This window comes from Streptomyces endocoffeicus (assembly GCF_016741935.1).
GTDB classification, from domain to species: Bacteria; Actinomycetota; Actinomycetes; order Streptomycetales; family Streptomycetaceae; genus Streptomyces; species Streptomyces endocoffeicus.
Genome location: NZ_JAERRG010000016.1, coordinates 23,566 through 38,701, shown reverse-complemented (window position 1 = coordinate 38,701; position 15,136 = coordinate 23,566). Strand labels below are relative to the sequence as shown.

17 protein-coding genes and 1 tRNA gene are annotated in these 15,136 nt (G+C 71.8%); 4 read left to right on the top strand and 14 right to left on the bottom strand.

Going from position 1 to position 15,136, the window contains the following annotated elements; all coding sequences use genetic code 11:
• The 4 genes from JK364_RS32605 to JK364_RS32590 all read right to left on the bottom strand — a co-directional run bounded on the left by JK364_RS32605 (position 1) and on the right by JK364_RS32590 (position 3,867).
• Entirely contained in the window at positions 1–306 is a 306-nt protein-coding gene (locus JK364_RS32605) for a hypothetical protein (RefSeq protein ID WP_201854953.1), read from the bottom strand.
• Between the two features lie 119 nt (positions 307–425).
• Positions 426–1,340, bottom strand: coding sequence for an SDR family oxidoreductase (locus tag JK364_RS32600; RefSeq protein ID WP_201854952.1), 915 nt, complete (start codon positions 1,338–1,340; stop codon positions 426–428).
• On the bottom strand, positions 1,337–2,341 hold the full coding sequence (locus tag JK364_RS32595; protein ID WP_201854951.1) for an alpha/beta fold hydrolase: 1,005 nt from the start codon (positions 2,339–2,341) through the stop codon (positions 1,337–1,339). The genes JK364_RS32600 and JK364_RS32595 overlap by 4 nt, the downstream gene beginning before the upstream one ends.
• On the bottom strand, positions 2,338–3,867 hold the full coding sequence (locus JK364_RS32590) for a flavin-containing monooxygenase (protein ID WP_201855133.1): 1,530 nt from the start codon (positions 3,865–3,867) through the stop codon (positions 2,338–2,340). The genes JK364_RS32595 and JK364_RS32590 overlap by 4 nt, the downstream gene beginning before the upstream one ends.
• A gap of 200 nt (positions 3,868–4,067) precedes the next feature.
• On the opposite strand from JK364_RS32590, the gene JK364_RS32585 reads away from it, so the two are divergent.
• Complete coding sequence (locus JK364_RS32585) at positions 4,068–4,772, top strand: MerR family transcriptional regulator (RefSeq protein WP_201855132.1); 705 nt, start codon at positions 4,068–4,070, stop codon at positions 4,770–4,772.
• Between the two features lie 63 nt (positions 4,773–4,835).
• On the opposite strand, the gene JK364_RS32580 is transcribed toward JK364_RS32585, so the two are convergent.
• Positions 4,836–5,639, bottom strand: a complete 804-nt coding sequence (locus tag JK364_RS32580; protein WP_201854950.1) for an exodeoxyribonuclease III — start codon at positions 5,637–5,639, stop codon at positions 4,836–4,838.
• A 63-nt stretch (positions 5,640–5,702) separates the two neighbouring features.
• On the opposite strand from JK364_RS32580, the gene JK364_RS32575 reads away from it, so the two are divergent.
• Positions 5,703–6,266 carry a GNAT family N-acetyltransferase gene (locus tag JK364_RS32575; protein ID WP_201854949.1) on the top strand — a complete coding sequence of 188 codons (564 nt, stop codon included), beginning with the start codon at positions 5,703–5,705 and terminating at the stop codon, positions 6,264–6,266.
• A 12-nt stretch (positions 6,267–6,278) separates the two neighbouring features.
• Here JK364_RS32575 and JK364_RS32570 read toward each other — a convergent pair whose 3' ends face one another.
• On the bottom strand, positions 6,279–7,445 hold the full coding sequence (locus JK364_RS32570) for a trypsin-like serine peptidase (protein WP_201854948.1): 1,167 nt from the start codon (positions 7,443–7,445) through the stop codon (positions 6,279–6,281).
• Positions 7,446–7,809: 364 nt separating this feature from the next.
• Here JK364_RS32570 and JK364_RS32565 point away from each other — a divergent pair, with 364 nt between their 5' ends.
• Positions 7,810–8,307, top strand: a complete 498-nt coding sequence (locus tag JK364_RS32565) for a Dps family protein (protein ID WP_201854947.1) — start codon at positions 7,810–7,812, stop codon at positions 8,305–8,307.
• A 67-nt stretch (positions 8,308–8,374) separates the two neighbouring features.
• Here JK364_RS32565 and JK364_RS32560 read toward each other — a convergent pair whose 3' ends face one another.
• Genes JK364_RS32560 through JK364_RS32550 form a run of 3 tightly spaced genes read right to left on the bottom strand, consistent with a single transcriptional unit; the run spans position 8,375 to position 10,802 of the window.
• A complete protein-coding gene (locus tag JK364_RS32560) occupies positions 8,375–9,394 on the bottom strand; it encodes an ABC-2 membrane transporter-related protein (protein WP_307841443.1) in 1,020 nt (339 codons plus the stop codon).
• Positions 9,391–10,332 (bottom strand): ABC transporter ATP-binding protein, encoded by a 942-nt coding sequence (locus JK364_RS32555; RefSeq protein WP_201854946.1) that lies wholly within the window; start codon positions 10,330–10,332, stop codon positions 9,391–9,393. The genes JK364_RS32560 and JK364_RS32555 overlap by 4 nt, the downstream gene beginning before the upstream one ends.
• 23 nt (positions 10,333–10,355) lie before the next feature.
• Positions 10,356–10,802 carry a GntR family transcriptional regulator gene (locus JK364_RS32550; protein WP_372462024.1) on the bottom strand — a complete coding sequence of 149 codons (447 nt, stop codon included), beginning with the start codon at positions 10,800–10,802 and terminating at the stop codon, positions 10,356–10,358.
• A gap of 315 nt (positions 10,803–11,117) precedes the next feature.
• Between JK364_RS32550 and JK364_RS32545 the strand changes: the two genes are divergently transcribed.
• Positions 11,118–11,834 carry a tectonin domain-containing protein gene (locus JK364_RS32545; protein ID WP_201854944.1) on the top strand — a complete coding sequence of 239 codons (717 nt, stop codon included), beginning with the start codon at positions 11,118–11,120 and terminating at the stop codon, positions 11,832–11,834.
• Positions 11,835–11,911: 77 nt separating this feature from the next.
• Here the strand turns inward: JK364_RS32545 and JK364_RS32540 are convergent.
• From JK364_RS32540 to moaC, 5 genes are all read right to left on the bottom strand, one after another.
• Positions 11,912–11,985: transfer RNA gene (locus tag JK364_RS32540), tRNA-Ala, on the bottom strand.
• Positions 11,986–12,060: 75 nt separating this feature from the next.
• On the bottom strand, positions 12,061–13,329 hold the full coding sequence (gene sepX, locus JK364_RS32535) for a divisome protein SepX/GlpR (protein WP_443732266.1): 1,269 nt from the start codon (positions 13,327–13,329) through the stop codon (positions 12,061–12,063).
• A 142-nt stretch (positions 13,330–13,471) separates the two neighbouring features.
• Positions 13,472–14,095, bottom strand: coding sequence for a GNAT family N-acetyltransferase (locus JK364_RS32530; protein ID WP_201855130.1), 624 nt, complete (start codon positions 14,093–14,095; stop codon positions 13,472–13,474).
• Positions 14,092–14,652 (bottom strand): MogA/MoaB family molybdenum cofactor biosynthesis protein, encoded by a 561-nt coding sequence (locus tag JK364_RS32525; RefSeq protein ID WP_201854942.1) that lies wholly within the window; start codon positions 14,650–14,652, stop codon positions 14,092–14,094. Before JK364_RS32525 ends, JK364_RS32530 begins: the two co-directional genes overlap by 4 nt.
• Complete coding sequence (gene moaC, locus JK364_RS32520; RefSeq protein WP_138914182.1) at positions 14,649–15,131, bottom strand: cyclic pyranopterin monophosphate synthase MoaC; 483 nt, start codon at positions 15,129–15,131, stop codon at positions 14,649–14,651. Before moaC ends, JK364_RS32525 begins: the two co-directional genes overlap by 4 nt.
• Positions 15,132–15,136: the final 5 nt, after the last annotated feature.

Sequence of the window (15,136 nt, the reverse complement as noted above, 5' to 3'; positions counted from 1 at the left end):
TCACATCTCTTCGAAGGGCTCCTGGTCCATCGTCTCGTCGTCCATGCCCGGCTGACGGCGCTCACGGCCCATCCGCTGGGACTCCCCGTGGGCCTCCGGCCGGTCCTGCCGGCCACGGCGCTGCTCCTGCCCCGGCTCCCGGCGGGAGCGCTCCTCCATGCGCTCACCGGACTGCATGCGCTCAGCCGACTGCCCGCGCTCACCGGACTGCGTCTGCTGACCGCGCCGCGGCTCCTGGCTCCGGCCGCCCTGCTGCTTCCGCTTGGCCTGCTGAGCCTTCTCGTTCGACTGGTCCTTGGGGCCCATGTGTCACTCCTCATCGGGTGAATGGCGTCGGGCCCGACAAGAGTTACACGCACCGACTTTCTCCGCATTCCGGACCGGAGGAGTCGAAGAAAGCCCAGGTCAGCACGGTTGACTGAGCGTTACTGGTGACGCTCCGTGCCCACGGCGCCCGACGTGCGCGCCTTCTCGTCCGCCGCGCCGCCCTCGCCCACCAGACCGCCCCGCTCCTCCCGGGTCGCCGCCAGCCGAGGCTCGGCGCGGCGCATCTCGCGTCGCCCCACGGCGTGGATGAACGCGGGCAGATAGCCGCGCATCGACTGCATACCGCGCAGCCACCACTGCGCGTACACATGCGCCGACCGGCGCTCGATGCCCGCCACCAGCCGGTCCACCGCCGGGCCCAGCGGATAGGTGCGGCCCGCGGGCCAGGGCAGCCGCTGCCGCAGCTCGCGCATCACCTCGTCCCGGTCGGCGCCGCGCACCATATCGGTGTCCGTCCAGCTCAGATAGCCCACGCCGACCCGGACCCCACGGTGGCCCACCTCGGCCCGCAGACTGTGGGCGAACGCCTCGACCCCGGACTTGGACGCGCAGTACGCCGTCATCATGGGCGCGGGCGCGATCGCGGCGAGCGAGGCGATCTGCAGCAGATAGCCGCGGCTCGCGGTCAGCGCGGGCAGGAAGGCGCGGGCCGTGGCGGCGCTGCCCAGCAGATTGACCTCGATCACCCGCCGCCAGGCCGTCTCATCGGTGTCGAGGAACGGACCGGCCTGGGCCACGCCCGCGTTGGCACAGACGATGTCCACCGCGCCGAACCGCCCCACGACCTCCTCCGCCACCCGCGCCATCGCCGCGGCGTCGGTGACATCGGCGTGCCAGTAGGCGGAGTCGGTGGCCAGCCGCCCCGAGACCCGCTTCAGCTCCTCGGGCTCCAGGCCCACCAGCGCGACCTTCGCGCCGCGTGCCGAGAGCTTGCGGGCGAGCAGCTCGCCGACACCCCGCGCCGCGCCCGTCACCACCGCGACCTGGCCCTCAAGGCCCCTGCGCACACTCATGCCGTCTGCTCCTTCGCGTCCGCTTCCGCTGCCACTGCCGCTGCCGCTGCCGTGTGCCCGGCTTCCGTAGAGGTCGTGAGATCGGCTTCCCGGGGTGTCCCGTACTCCTCGACCAGGCCGCGGATCACCCCGGTGACCGCCTCCGGATCCTCCAGCGGGGTCATATGGCCGAGCCCCGGGAGCTCGGTCAGTCCGGTGCAGTGCGGCAGCGCGGCGGCGAGGGCGTGGGCGTGCTCGGTCGGGGTGAGCCGGTCGGCGGTGCCGGCGATGACGGCCGTGGGCATGGTCAGCCGGCCGACCCGCGCGTCCAGTTCGAGAGCGGCCAGGACCCGGCCCCATCCGGCGCGTACGACGCGGGGGCAGGCGTGCAGGATCCGCGCGGCCACCTCCACCGTGGCCGGGTCGGCGCCGGGGCCCATCGTGACGTACCGCACCAGCCGCTTGGAGAGCGGCGTGACCGGGCCCAGCGGGGCGCGTGAGCCGAGGAGCAGGCGGTGCACCCGCGCCCGCGCCCGCGGGGAGCGCAGCGGCACCACCCTCGACCGCTCCATCAGCCGTGCGGCACCGGTGCTGCACAGCACCGCGGCGGCCGCGCGCTCACGCAGCACGGGGCGGTCGGCGGCGGCCATCAGCGTCATCGCGCCCATGGAGTGGCCCGCCAGCACGGCCCGCCGACCGGACGGAAGGGCCGCTTCCAGCACCGCCACCAGATCGTCGGCCAGGGCCTCGGTGCCGTAGCCGCCGGGCCCTGGGGCCGGGCTGCGGCCATGGCCGCGCTGGTCGTAGAGGATCACCCGGTGGTCGGCCGAGAGGGCGCGCACCACCGGCGCCCAGAAGGCTGTGGAGCAGACCCAGCCGTGCGCGAGCAGGACGGCCGGGGCGCCCTCGGGCCCGTGCAGCTCCGTATGGATCCGGCTCCCGTCGGCCGAGACGGCTGTCAGCTCGCGCTCCGGCACGGGCGGGACGTACGGCCCCGGGGGCGGCGAAGGAGCCCGCCTCATCGCGATCCCCTCCCCGCACCGGCCGTGGACACCGTGGCCTTGACCGGCCCGGTGCGCGGCCGCACCACCATGTACTCGGCGAGGTCCACGCGCCGGGTGACCCTCCGCAGCTCGGACGTCGTCCCGGGCCACAGGGTGGTGTTGCGGCCGTTGTCGAGGTACCAGCTGTCGCAACCTCCGGTGTTCCACACCGTGCGTTCCATCCTTTCCTGGATCATGTCGGTGTAGGCGCGCACCGCCGACGGCCGGGCGTCCAGCGCGACCTTGCCGCCGAGGGTGTCCAACTGGCGCAGATAGTCGGCCATATAGGCCAGCTGCGCCTCGATGACGAGGATCATCGAGCTGTTCCCGAGGCCGGTGTTGGGCCCGATGATGGTCAGGAAGTTGGGGAAGCCCGCCGGGTTGGTGCCGCGCAGCGCCTCCATCCCGCCCCTCCACTCCTCCGCGAGCGTCGTCCCGCGCGCCCCGGTCACCCGCTGGGCTATGGGGACGTCGGTCACATGGAAGCCCGTGCCGAAGATGATCACGTCGGCCTCGGTCTCGGTGCCGTCGGCACCGACCAGAGTGGAGCCGCGCACCTCCTTCAGCCCCGTCGGGACCACGTCCACATGCGGCTGGGCGAGCGCCGGATAGTAGTCGTTGGAGAGCAGGATGCGCTTGCAGCCGATGCGGTAGTCGGGGGTCAGCGCCGCCCGCAGCCCCGGGTCCTTGATGGCCCGTCGCATCTGGGCGCGGGCCAGCCGCTCCACGAACCGCATCTCGCCCGGCCGCTTGGTGAAGGCCCCGACCTGCAGCTCCCGGATGCCCCACAGCACCCCGCGGCGCAGCGAACGGGTGGCCGGGATCTTCGAGTGCAGCCATCGCTCGAGGCCGCTGATCCGGCGGTCCATCCGCGGCAGCACCCACGGCGGGGTGCGCTGGAAGAGGGTGAGCCGGCCGACCTCGCGCTGGATGGCGGGGACGATCTGGATGGCCGAGGCGCCGGTGCCGATCATCGCCACCCGCTTGCCGCGCAGATCGGTGGTGTGGTCCCAGCGGGCGGAGTGGAAGACGGCGCCGGGGAAGCCGTCAAGCCCGGGAAGGTCCGGGATCCGGGGGTCGGCGAGCGGACCGGTGGCGCTCACCACCACATCGGCGGTCAGCGAGCCCCGCGCCGTCTCCACCTCCCAGTGCACCGCCTCGGTGTCCCAGCGCAGGGACCGCGCCTCGGCGCCGAAGCGCAGGTGCGGCCGCAGCCCGAAGGTGTCGGCGACCCGCTCCAGATAGGCGCGGATATGGGGCTGACCGGAGAAGTTCCGGGGCCAGTCGGGGTTGGGCGCGAAGGAGAAGGAGTACAGATGCGACGGGACATCGCAGGCACAGCCCGGATAGGTGTTGTCCCGCCAGGCGCCGCCGACCGCGTCCGCGCGCTCCAGCACCACGAAGTCCGTGATGCCCGCGCGGCGCAGCCGCACCGCCGCTCCCAGCCCGCCGAATCCGGCCCCGATCACCGCCACCCGCACATGCTCATGCGTCAGCCCAGCCATGCCGCCGCCTTCCATGAACGCGAATACGACCGTGCCAGCAATCACTGGCACGATGGGAGCGTAGGACAGGGATCTACCAAGCGGTAGGGGCTGTGGATAACGAAGTTACCGGCGGTCGCACCCGACCGGCCGCGGCATGGGCTTCGGCATAGGCTTCCCTCGTGGCGACGAGCGAAGCGGACGAGGTACGCGAGTACCGCATGCCGGAACTGGCCGAGAAGGCGGGGATCACCGTGCGCACCCTGCGCTTCTACCGGGAGCGCAAGCTGCTCCCACCGCCGCGCCGCGAGGGCCGGATCGCCTGGTACAACGACCACCATCTGGCCCGGCTGCGGACGATCGCGGCACTGCTGGAGCGCGGCCACACCCTCGGCGGGATCGCCGAGCTGTTCGCCGCCTTCGAAAGCGGCCGCCGGGACGTCGGCGAACTGCTCGGGCTGCCCGGCGCCGCCGCCTCCTGGCCCGCGGAGACCCCGGTCCGGCTCCGGCCCGAGGCCCTCGCGGACTACTTCCAGGGCGAGGTCACCCCGGAGAACCTCAGCACCTCGCTCGACCTCGGCTATCTGGCCGTCGACGGCGACGAGATCGTCCACCTCAGCCGCCGTCTGCTGGACGTCTCACACACCCTGGTCGAACAGGGCGTCCCGCTGGCCGCCGTACTCGGCGCGGCGCGCGAGGTGCGTGAGCATGTGGACGCGATCGCCGAGACCTTCGTCACACTGCTGCGCGCCCATGTGCTGGCGGACGCCGTGAAGCGCGGCGAGGACGTCGGCGAGACCGTGGAGCGGCTGCGGCCGCTGGCCACGAGCGTGGTGGACGCCGAGCTGACGATGGCCATGAACCGCCGGATGCGGGCGGAGTTGGGCGAGACGCCGCCGAAGGGCGGCAGCACCGGGAACAAGTGAGCCCGCGGCGCCGGTGAGCCCGCCGAGGCCGGCGCACTCACAGGACCGCCGCGGCCGCGAACGTCAGTGAGCCGGGCCGTAGGCCACCGTCACCGGGGCGTGGTCGCTCCACCGCTGGTCGTAGGCGGCCGCCCGCTCCACCACCGTCTTGACCGCGCGCCCGGCGAGCCCCGGGGTGGCGATCTGGTAGTCGATGCGCCAGCCCGCGTCGTTGTCGAAGGCCCGGCCGCGGTAGGACCACCACGAGTAGGGACCCGCGACGTCCGGGTGCAGGGCGCGCACCACGTCCACGTACGCCGCCTCCTCGAAGACGCTGGTCAGCCAGGCGCGCTCGGCCGGCAGGAAGCCGGACTTCTTCTGGTTGGCCTTCCAGTTCTTGAGGTCGGCCTCCTGGTGGGCGATGTTCCAGTCGCCGCACACCAGCGCCTCGCGCCCACCGGCCGCCGCGCGCTCGCGCAGCTCCTTCAGATACGGAAGGAACTCCGCCATGAAGCGCTCCTTCTCGTCCTGGCGCTCCGTGCCGACCTCACCCGAGGGGAGGTACAGGCTGCCGACGGTCACGCCCGGCAGATCGACCTCCACATAGCGGCCGCTGCCGTCGAACTCGGACGACCCGAAGCCGACCCGGACGCCCTCCAGCTCGCGCCGGGCGTACACCGACACCCCGGCCCGGCCCTTGGCCGCCGCCGGGGCGTGCACCACATGCCAGCCGTCGGGTTCGCGGACCGCCTCGGGCAGCTCCTTGGGCTCGGCGCGCACCTCCTGGAGGCACACCACATCGGCCGCGGTACCGTCCAGCCAGGAGACGAAGCCCTTTTTGGCGGCGGCGCGCAGCCCGTTCACATTCACGGTCGTCACGGTGAGCACGCCCGGCACGATACGCGACAAAAACAACGGCCCCTCCCCCCGCATAGAAGTACGATCCATCGCATGGACGTTCGAGTCATTCGCTACGATCACCCTGACGCCCGCAAACTCGACGCGGAAGTGCAGGTGGAGTACGCCGAGCGCTACGGCGACGGCGATCTGACGCATATGGACGCGGCCCACTTCGACCCGCCGCACGGCCTCTATCTCATCGTCTACGACACGGACGGCACCCCGGTCGCGAGCGGCGGCTGGCGCAGCCAGGAGCGGAGCGAGGAGGGCTACGAGGACGGGGACGCCGAGATCAAGCGGATGTTCGTGGTGCGCGCGGCGCGCGGACGGGGGCTGGCCCGGCGGATCCTCGCGGCGCTGGAGGACAGCGCGCGGGAGGCGGGGCGGGTGCGGATGGTCCTGGAGACCGGCACCGAGCAGCCCGAGGCCATCGCGCTGTACACCTCGTCCGGCTACGCACCGGTGACGAAGTTCGGGTTCTACCGCTTCGAGGAGAGCAGCCGCTGCTACGCCAAGCTCCTTACGGACGCCACGGACGCCACGGACGGGGCGGAGGCGACGGGCACGACGGATGGGCTTACGGGCGCGCCCGTAAGCCCATCCGTAAGCCCATGACGAGGGGCCCGGTCAGCCCTGACCGGCGAACTTCTTGCTGATGGCCTCGAACACGCCCTTGGCCTCGGCCCCCAGATGCGGCCCGGCGAGCCAGGTGTGCCCGTACGAGCCGATCGAACTGTTGGACACCAGCACCGTCTTACCGCCGTGGTTGACGAACCAGCCACCGCCCGAGGTACCGCCCGTCATCGAGCAGCCGATCCGGTACATCGTCGGCGAGGTGGGCGAGAAGGACAGCCGGCCCGGCCTGCTGGTGCAGTTGAACATCTTGGCCCCGTCGTACGGCGGGGCCTGCGGATAGCCGTATGCGCCGATCGAGCTCACCTGGTCCGCCGACGGCGCTCCGAACCACACCGGCACCGAGGCCCCGACCGTCTCCTGCAGCGACTTGCCGCCGCCGTTCTCGGGCTTCACATGCAGCACCGCGAAGTCGTACGCCGACCCCACCCCGCCGGTCTTGCCGCCGTTCGCGATCCACTCGGACGAGGTCTGCGACCAGTCCGCCCACCACACGCCGTACGGGCTGACCTCGTTCTGCGCCGCCGACTGGGTCTGCTCGGCGGGCAGTCCGTTGTCGTTGTACGAGGGCACGAACACGATGTTGCGCATCCAGCCGCCCTGCTTGCCGGAGTGCGCACAATGGCCGGCGGTCCACACCAGGTTGGACTTCCCCGGGTGGGCCGGGTCGTCGATGACCGTGCCGGAGCACACCATCGGCCCCTCGGGGCTGTCGAAGAACACCTTCCCGACCGGCGCCATGTTCTGGTGGTACGGCCGCGAGACCTGCTTGGCCGGCACGGCGGGCGGCTCGGGGTCGGTGGCCGCCTGGTCCTGGCCGGCGCTCTGCGTGGAGACGGTGTGTGACGAGTCCTTCGCCTTGGCCATCCTGGACGGCTGCCAGAAGTTCTTGATGATCGGATTGGCGAATTCCGATGCCTTGCGGGCCCACTTGTCCCAGTCCTTCCAGCCGCCCTCCTTCCACTTCTTCAGGTCGTCCAGACTCGTCGGGACGCCATCGGGCAGCTTGATCCCGTCCTTGGCCTGCTGCCCGGTGGACGCGGCCGAGGAGCTCGACGAGGAAGCCGCGTCGTCGTCACCGGGCCCGCAGGCCGAAGCGGAGACCACCAGCAGCGCGGTCATGGCCGCGGCCGCCACGGTGGAACGGCGTATGAGTGGCATGGAGCCTTATCCCCCTGTTGTGGTGCAGTTGTTGCGCTGTGATGTGCTGTGCCGCCCTCTGCCCTACGGCGCTTTCACGCCATGGAGCCACAGGACCGGGCATCTACTATGCCCGCGCCCCTGGCCTGCGCCATCGCCTGTCCCCCGGCCCGCACCAAACACGAACGCGGTAAGCACGATTCCATGACATCGGGCCCACCCCCGCGCCTCCCGCGGATCGCGCCAGGTACTCATTCGCCATAGGTACCCGAGCGGGTCAAGCGGAGTGGCGACGGAAGGAGGCCTCCTCAAGACTTGATCGCATACGGACACGGGCCTCCTGTGCCAGGGGTCTGCTCCGCGGCGCTTTCGAAGGAGACACGCCATGGCCGCTTCTGGGGGTTCCCGACGTTCGGAGAGCGAGGTCGCCGGGTTCACGGCCTCGCCGCAGCTCGCCCAGGCGCTGCAGCAGATCGTGGTGGACCTCGTCGAACTGCATCTCCAGGGCAAGCAGGCCCACTGGAACGTGGTCGGCCACAACTTCCGCGATCTGCACCTTCAACTGGACGAGATCGTGGACGACGCCCGCGAGTCGGCCGACACCATCGCCGAACGCATGCGCGCCCTGGCCGCCGTCCCGGACGGCCGCTCCGAGACCGTGGCGGCGACCACCACACTCCCCGCGTTCCCGGCGGGCGAGGCGAGCGTGAGCACCGTCGTCGGCCTCGTCACCGCCCGCCTGCGCGCCACCGCCGACACCCTCCGCACCCTCCACGACCAGGTCGACAGCGAGGATCCCTCCACGGCCGACCTGCTGCACGCGATCATCGACTCCCTCGAGAAACACGCCTGGATGGTCAGCGCGGAAAACCGCTCCGCCTGATCCCCGCCATACAAAACCAGGCGCCGCAAACCCCCGCCGTAGAACCGTCGGCCACCCCGGCGTGAGGTCAGCGCAGAGCGCCCCGCGCCGCGTACACCAGCACACCCACCGTCAGCAGGATCAGCCCGGCCAGCGCGCCCGTCGCCGCCCACTGCATGGCGTCCATGTGGGAGAACGGCAGATACTCCTTCGACCAGCCGACCACCCCGTGGCGCCGCAGGCAGGCCGAGCTGTCGCCGGCATCCGTGCAGGTGCTCCAGCCGCGCAACGAGCCGTCCCCGGTCACGTAGGAGGTGTCGATCTCCACGGCGTTGTCGGGGACCTTCGGGGAGTCGCCTTCACCGAACCTGCCGCCGCCCGTGGTCTTCGTCACCGTGGTCGCGAACATCATCCGCAGTTGCGACCAGACGGTCTTCACCGCCAGCAGGGCGACGAAGGTCACCACCATCGCGGGCAGCGTGCGCCGCATCAGCAGCCCGGCGGCGGCGCCGATCAACAGGCCGAGCACGGCCAGGGCCACCGCGACCGGGCCCGTGGTGTCGAACCCGCCGGTGCTGGTGAAGTCGGCGTTGACGGCCATGTGGTTCACCAGTGGCGTCCACAGGGCCTTCATGGCGATCCCGGTGGAGAGCGCCGCCACGGCCGCGAACACGGCGGCCATGCCGAGCTTGGTCGCCACCCAGTTCCAGCGGCCGTACGACTGGACGCCCACGAACTTGGCGGTGCCGGTCTCCAGGTCCCCCGCGAACAGCGGGGCGCCGATGAACACCCCGATGATCACTGGCAGACCCGCCAGCGCCAGACCCAACAAGTCGAGCCGTTGGTAAGCGGCGTCGAGGGCCGCGGCCGCCCCGGGGGACGCCTTCGCCTCCTCGGCGGCCGCCACGGCGCTGCTCGCGTCCTGGGCCAGCCACGCCAGGCCCGCCGTCGCGACGGCCGCCATCGCGAGCAGCAGGAGGAACGCCGTCCGGTGCTGGCGCCACACCAGCCAGGCCATCCCGCTCGGGCCGAAGCCGCGCGCCCGCGTCCGCCGCCCCGGCAGTCCGGGGAAGCCGCCGTCCGCCCGCGTCTGTGTCGTCGTACTCACTTCGCCACCTCCGAACCGACGCCGGGAACATAGGAGTTCGGGCTGATGAGCGGCGCGGAGCTGCTCTGCTCCAGATAGGCGAGCACCACTTCCTCCAGAGTCGGCGCGGCGGCGTCCCAGAAGCCGCCGACCGGTCCGCCGGGGCGGACCAGCGCGGTGGTGTACCGCTGGTCGTCGTGGGTCTCCACGACCGTGTGGTGCTCCAGGCCCGCGGGCAGCCCGTCGGGGCCGGTCGGCACCCGGTCGGTGGGCGCGGACAGCACCCGGTGGACGCTGATGATCTCGTCCACGTCACCGGCCAGCCGCAGCCCGCCCTCGGCCACCAGCAGCAGGTAGTCGCACAGCGTGTCGAGTTCGGCCACCAGGTGGCTGGAGAGCAGGACGGTGATCCCGCGCTCGGCGACCTCGCCCAGTAAGGCGGCCACGGTCTGCCTGCGCACCAGCGGGTCCAGGTCGGCCAGCGGCTCGTCCAGCAGGACGAGGTCGGGGCGCTTGCCCAGGGCCACCGCGAGGGCGACCCGGGTGCGCTGGCCGCCGGACAGCCGTCCCACCTTGGCGTCGAGCGGAACGGAACCGGCCCGTACGAAGCCCTCGGCCAGCTCCTGATCCCAGTGCGGGTTCAGCTCACGGCCCAGCCGCAGTGTCTCGGCGACCGTGAAGCGCGTGAACAGCGGCTTCTCCTGCGGCAGGAACGCGACCCGCTGCCGCGCCGCCACCCCGCCGGCCGGCTCGCCGAAGACTCTGGCCTCGCCCGCCGACGCCTCGCGCAGCCCCGCGATGATCTCCAGCATCGTCGTCTTGCCCGCTCCGTTCGGACCCACGAGTCCGCACACCCGTCCGGCGGGCAGCCGGAACGTCGCCTCACGCAGCACCCAGCGGCGCCCGTACCGCCGTCCGAGGCCGCGCACTTCCAGGGCGGTCCGCCCCTTGTCCCGCATGGCCGCCCCTCCTGTCGACCCGCTCATCCCCGCTCCCCGTTCCGCTCGTCCGTACCGCTGCGGGCGGTGCCCGCCGCCGTCTGCCGACGCTCCTGAAGCGCCAGTTCGACCAGATCCCGCACGTCCTCCTCCATCAGCCCCGCGGCCAGCGCCCGCCCGGTCCACTCCGCCAGTTCGGCGTAGAGCGGCGACTCAGCGGCGGGCGCGTGACTCCGGTCCGCGGCCGCGGCAGCGATGAACGTGCCCACTCCCTGCCGCAGCTCCACCACGCCGTCCCGGTCCAGCTCCCGATATGCCTTGAGCGTGGTGTTCGGGTTCACGGCGCAGGTCTCGGCCACTTCGCGAGCGGTCGGCAACCGGTCACCGGGCTTCAACACGCCCGCTCTGACGGCCCGTTTGGTCTGCTCGACGATCTGCTGGTACGCCGCGACGCCACGGCGTCTCTCGATGTAGTACCGCATCCACCCCACCGCTGGTCCACTAGTTAAGTAGCTGAATAATGGAGAAGGGGACGATCCGATGTCAAGCGTGGTGGCGGTCGAGCACCCCGCACGCGGACGGCCCGGACGCGTCACCCTGTCAATCGCTCGCACGAGTGGCCGCGATCGCGTCATCTCAAAGCTGGGCTGACCTGCGTGAGGCCAGTCCGGGAGCGGCCACCACTCGGGCAAACCATCTCATCGAGCCAATAGCTCTGATGACACTTCAAATCAGTTTGAATGATGAATCGTTCCCTTTGGGCAGCGTGCTGGCGAACCGCACCTGACTGGAGAGGGGCCGCCCGCATGTCCGACTGGAAACACATCGACGGGTCGTTAGCGCGGATCGCAGTGGGATCCAGGACCAACGTCTGGGGCGTCAACGCCGCCGGCGCGATCTACCGCTACACCAACAACGACACCAGTCCCTGGATCAACATCCCCGGATCGCTGTCCGACATCGGCGCGGCCGCCGACGGCACCGTCTGGGGCGTCAACGCAGGACACCAGATCTACCGCTACACCGGCGACCAGGACACCAACAACTGGAAGCCCATCAACGGCTCGCTGGTGCGGATCACGGTGGGATCGAGGACCAACGTCTGGGGCGTCGACCCCGCGGGGGCGATCTACCGCTACAGCAACAGCGACGCCAATCCCGCCAATCCCTGGATCAACATCCCCGGGTCGCTGTCCGACATCGGCGCGGCCGCCGACGGCACCGTCTGGGGCGTCAACGCAGGACACCAGATCTACCGCTACACCGGCGACCAGGACACCAACAACTGGAAGGGCCTCAACGGCTCGCTCAAAGCGATCGACGTCGGCTCCCGCACCTGTGTGTGGGGCTGCGACCCCGCCGACGCGATCTACCACTACACCTACAGCGACACCACCCCCGCCAACCCCTGGATCAACATCCCCGGATCGCTGTCCGACATCGGCGTAGGCGCCGACGGCACCGTCTGGGGCGTCAACGCCGCCGGCGCGATCTACCGCTACACCGGCGACCTGCCCGGCTGACCCGTCCCCTGAAGCGAACCCTGTACGGCACGAAAAAGCCCCCGCCGGGTTTCCCCGGCGGGGGCTTTGAGCTGCGGTGGACCTGAGGGGATTTGAACCCCTGACCCCCTCGATGCGAACGAGGTGCGCTACCAGTCTGCGCCACAGGCCCTTGCAACGAGTGAAACTCTAGCATCCCCTCCGGGGTGCTTGGTAATCCGTTCCTCGCTGGTCAGTGGAGGGCCCGTCACTCGTTGGCAGCACGCGGCCGGTCCTCGTCGGCGTACTGGTCGAAGAGGGGGGTGCGGCCGCGGTCGCGGGTGCCGCGGGGTGGGGCGGCGACCGGGTCCGGGGTCGGCGCGGGGTCGTGGGCGGAGGCCGGGTCGACGGTGCTGGAGCGGGCGGAGCTCCAGGCGTCGGGGGCGGCCAGGTCGACCCTGCCGGTGGCGCGCGGGGCGACCGGGGCGGTGACGTAGGTGGGCAGCGGGACCGGCACCGGCTCCCAGCCCTCACCGGCGGCCGGGCCCCGCTCGCGCTCGCGCTCCTGGTCCACCCACTCGGCGTGATCGGTCTGCTCCACCAGCGCACGGCGCCCGGCCGCGTGCGGCGAGGGCGCCTTCGCGGGGGCGGGCTCGGCCTCGGCGGGAGGGTCGGCGGGGCAGTCCTCGGCCGAGGGGCCCTCGACGGGCGGATGAGCCCGCGGACGGCGCTCACGCAGCCGCTGCGCGGCCTGCTCGGCGTGGCGCTGGTCCATCGTGAACGCGAAGCGCCGGCGCTCCTGGGCGCGGAGGTAGGCGATGTAGGCGCTGAGCAGTATGGCCGGGATGCCCGGGGCCCACAGGAAGGCGAGGCCGCCGACGGCCGCGACGATCGCGCCGAGAGTGAAGGCGACGAAGAGGATCACGGTGGTGCGGCGGCGGCGCGCGAGCACTCGCGCGCGCCGTCCACGGTCCAGGGCGCTCCAGCCTCCGCCGCCCGCGCCGCGCGCACCGCTCACACCCCCGGCGCCCGCGGCCCGCGCACCACTCTTTCCTCCGGCACCCGCGGCCCGCGCACCACTCGTACCTCCGGCACCCGCGCCGCGCGCACCGCTCGCGCTCCCGGCCGCCGGTGCCGACGCGCCCTCGGCGGGGGCGTCGGCCCCCGTGGGGGCCGGGGCACACAGGGTTACGGGATCGGCGAAGGCCCGGACGTCGACCGCGTCGGTCACCGCTTCCGGGTCGGCCGCGTAGCGCCCCGGCTCGGCGGGGGCGCCACCCGTGGCGGGGGCGTCCGCGTCCTCGGCGGTGCGCTCGGCAGGGTCGTCCGCCGGGTCCCCGGGGCGCTCGAGGTCCACACGGCTCTTGGCGTAACGACGCTCCATGCCCGCCCGTCCGGACAGCAGCCGGATGGCGGTGCTGAAGCGTTCCGTCGGACGGGCCTCATTGAGCTCGTCCTGCCTACGAAGCCACATCGGCACCAAATAGGCGGCCCAGGCCCCGACGATGACTGCGTAGATGAGGCCACTGCTGCTCACGCTCACACGGTAGAGGGGTCCGCATGAGGCCATCTGCCAATTGGCGCGGTGTGTCGCACGATCTGGCTGATATCTCGAAAGTTTTTTGTGATTGTTGGGATGACCAGGCTGGAAATGTTCTCCCGTTATTCGAACAGGTATTTCATTTCTGCGACGCGCCTGGTCGGGTCCGGTGCCACCGGTTCAGCAGCCCCTCGGACAGTTCCTCCACCGTGAGCGCGTAGACCAGGTGGTCGCGCCATGCGCCGTCGATGTGGAGATAGCGCGGCCGCAGCCCTTCCTGGCGGAATCCGAGTTTCTCCACCACCCGGCGGCTGGGCAGGTTCTCGGGCCGGATACACACCTCGATGCGGTGCAGTCCGACGGCGCGGAAGCAGTGGTCCACGGCGAGCGCGACCGACGTCGGCATCACTCCGCGCCCGGCCACCGCCTGGTCGACCCAGTAGCCGACATGGCCCGAGCACATCGAGCCCCAGGTGATCCCGGCGACCGTCAACTGCCCGGCCAGCCGCCCCTGGTACTCGATGATGAACGGCAGCATCCGCCCGGCGTGCGCCTCCGCCCGCAGATGGCGGACCATCTGCCGGTAGGTGGGCCGGTGGGTGACGGGGCCGCCCGGCGGGGGCGGCGGGATGGTCGCCTCCCAGCGCCGCAGCCATTCCCGGTTGCGCTGGTTGACCTCGCGCCAGGCGCGCTGGTCGCGCAGCTTTATGGGGCGGAGGACGGTGTCGCCGTCCGCCAGCACGACCGGCCAGGGGGCGTTCAGCGCGCGCTCCCGGCCTGCCCCGCGGGATCGGCGGGATCATCGGCGGGGGCGGCGGAATCGGCGGGTCTGCGGTGGTCCCCGCCGTGGATCTGGTCGACCGCGTGGACCAGGAGGCGGCCGAGCACCTTAAGGCCGTCACGCACCCCTCCGGTGGATCCGGGCAGGTTGACGACCAGGGTCGTGCCGGCTACCCCGGCCAGCCCTCGGGAGAGCGCGGCGGTGGGCACCTTGGCGAGCCCCTCCGCACGGATGGCCTCCGCGATCCCCGGGATCTCGTAGTCCAGGACCCGGCGGGTGGCCTCCGGGGTGCGGTCGGTGGGGGTGAGACCGGTGCCACCGGTGGTCACCACGACGTCGTACGAGGCCGCCACGGCGTCCCGCAGGGCGGCCTCCACCGGATCGCCGTCGGGCACCACGCGCGGGCCGTCCACGGCGAAGCCGAGCCCGGCCAGCCCCTCGGCGATCAGCGGGCCCCCGGTGTCGGCGTAGACCCCGGCGGCGGCGCGGTTGGAGGCGGTGACGACCAGGGCGCGGCGCGGCGCCGCTGAGCCGCTCACGCCCGGCTCCAGTCGCCGGACTTGCCGCCGGTCTTCTCCTCCACCCGCACGTCGGTGATGACGGCTCCCTTGTCGACGGCCTTGACCATGTCGATCACCGTCAGGGCGGCGACCGACACCGCCGTCAGGGCCTCCATCTCCACGCCCGTGCGGTCCGTGGTCTTCACGGTGGCGGTGATCTCGACGGCGTCGTCGGCGACCTCGAGGTCCACCGTGACGCCCGACACCGCGAGCGGATGGCACAGCGGGATCAGGTCCGGGGTCCGCTTGGCGCCCATGATGCCCGCGATGCGGGCGGTGGCGAGGGCGTCGCCCTTGGGGAGGCCCTCGCCGCGCAGCAGTTCCACGACGCGCGGCGCCACGCGCACGCGGCCGCTCGCCCGCGCGGTGCGCGCGGTGACGTCCTTGGCCGAGACGTCGACCATGCGGGCGGCGCCCGACGGGTCGAGGTGGGTGAGATGGTCCTGGGCGCTGCTCATCGTTC

Coding starts and splice junctions, on each gene's coding strand:
- JK364_RS32555 (WP_201854946.1), bottom strand. CDS start 10,332: ATGCGGGACAAGGGGCGGACCGCCCTGGAAGTGCGCGGCCTCGGACGG.
- JK364_RS32545 (WP_201854944.1), top strand. CDS start 11,118: ATGTCCGACTGGAAACACATCGACGGGTCGTTAGCGCGGATCGCAGTG.
- JK364_RS32600 (WP_201854952.1), bottom strand. CDS start 1,340: ATGAGTGTGCGCAGGGGCCTTGAGGGCCAGGTCGCGGTGGTGACGGGC.
- JK364_RS32605 (WP_201854953.1), bottom strand. CDS start 306: ATGGGCCCCAAGGACCAGTCGAACGAGAAGGCTCAGCAGGCCAAGCGG.
- JK364_RS32585 (WP_201855132.1), top strand. CDS start 4,068: ATGCCGGAACTGGCCGAGAAGGCGGGGATCACCGTGCGCACCCTGCGC.
- JK364_RS32595 (WP_201854951.1), bottom strand. CDS start 2,341: ATGAGGCGGGCTCCTTCGCCGCCCCCGGGGCCGTACGTCCCGCCCGTG.
- JK364_RS32570 (WP_201854948.1), bottom strand. CDS start 7,445: ATGCCACTCATACGCCGTTCCACCGTGGCGGCCGCGGCCATGACCGCG.
- JK364_RS32565 (WP_201854947.1), top strand. CDS start 7,810: ATGGCCGCTTCTGGGGGTTCCCGACGTTCGGAGAGCGAGGTCGCCGGG.
- JK364_RS32590 (WP_201855133.1), bottom strand. CDS start 3,867: ATGGCTGGGCTGACGCATGAGCATGTGCGGGTGGCGGTGATCGGGGCC.
- moaC (WP_138914182.1), bottom strand. CDS start 15,131: ATGAGCAGCGCCCAGGACCATCTCACCCACCTCGACCCGTCGGGCGCC.
- JK364_RS32575 (WP_201854949.1), top strand. CDS start 5,703: ATGGACGTTCGAGTCATTCGCTACGATCACCCTGACGCCCGCAAACTC.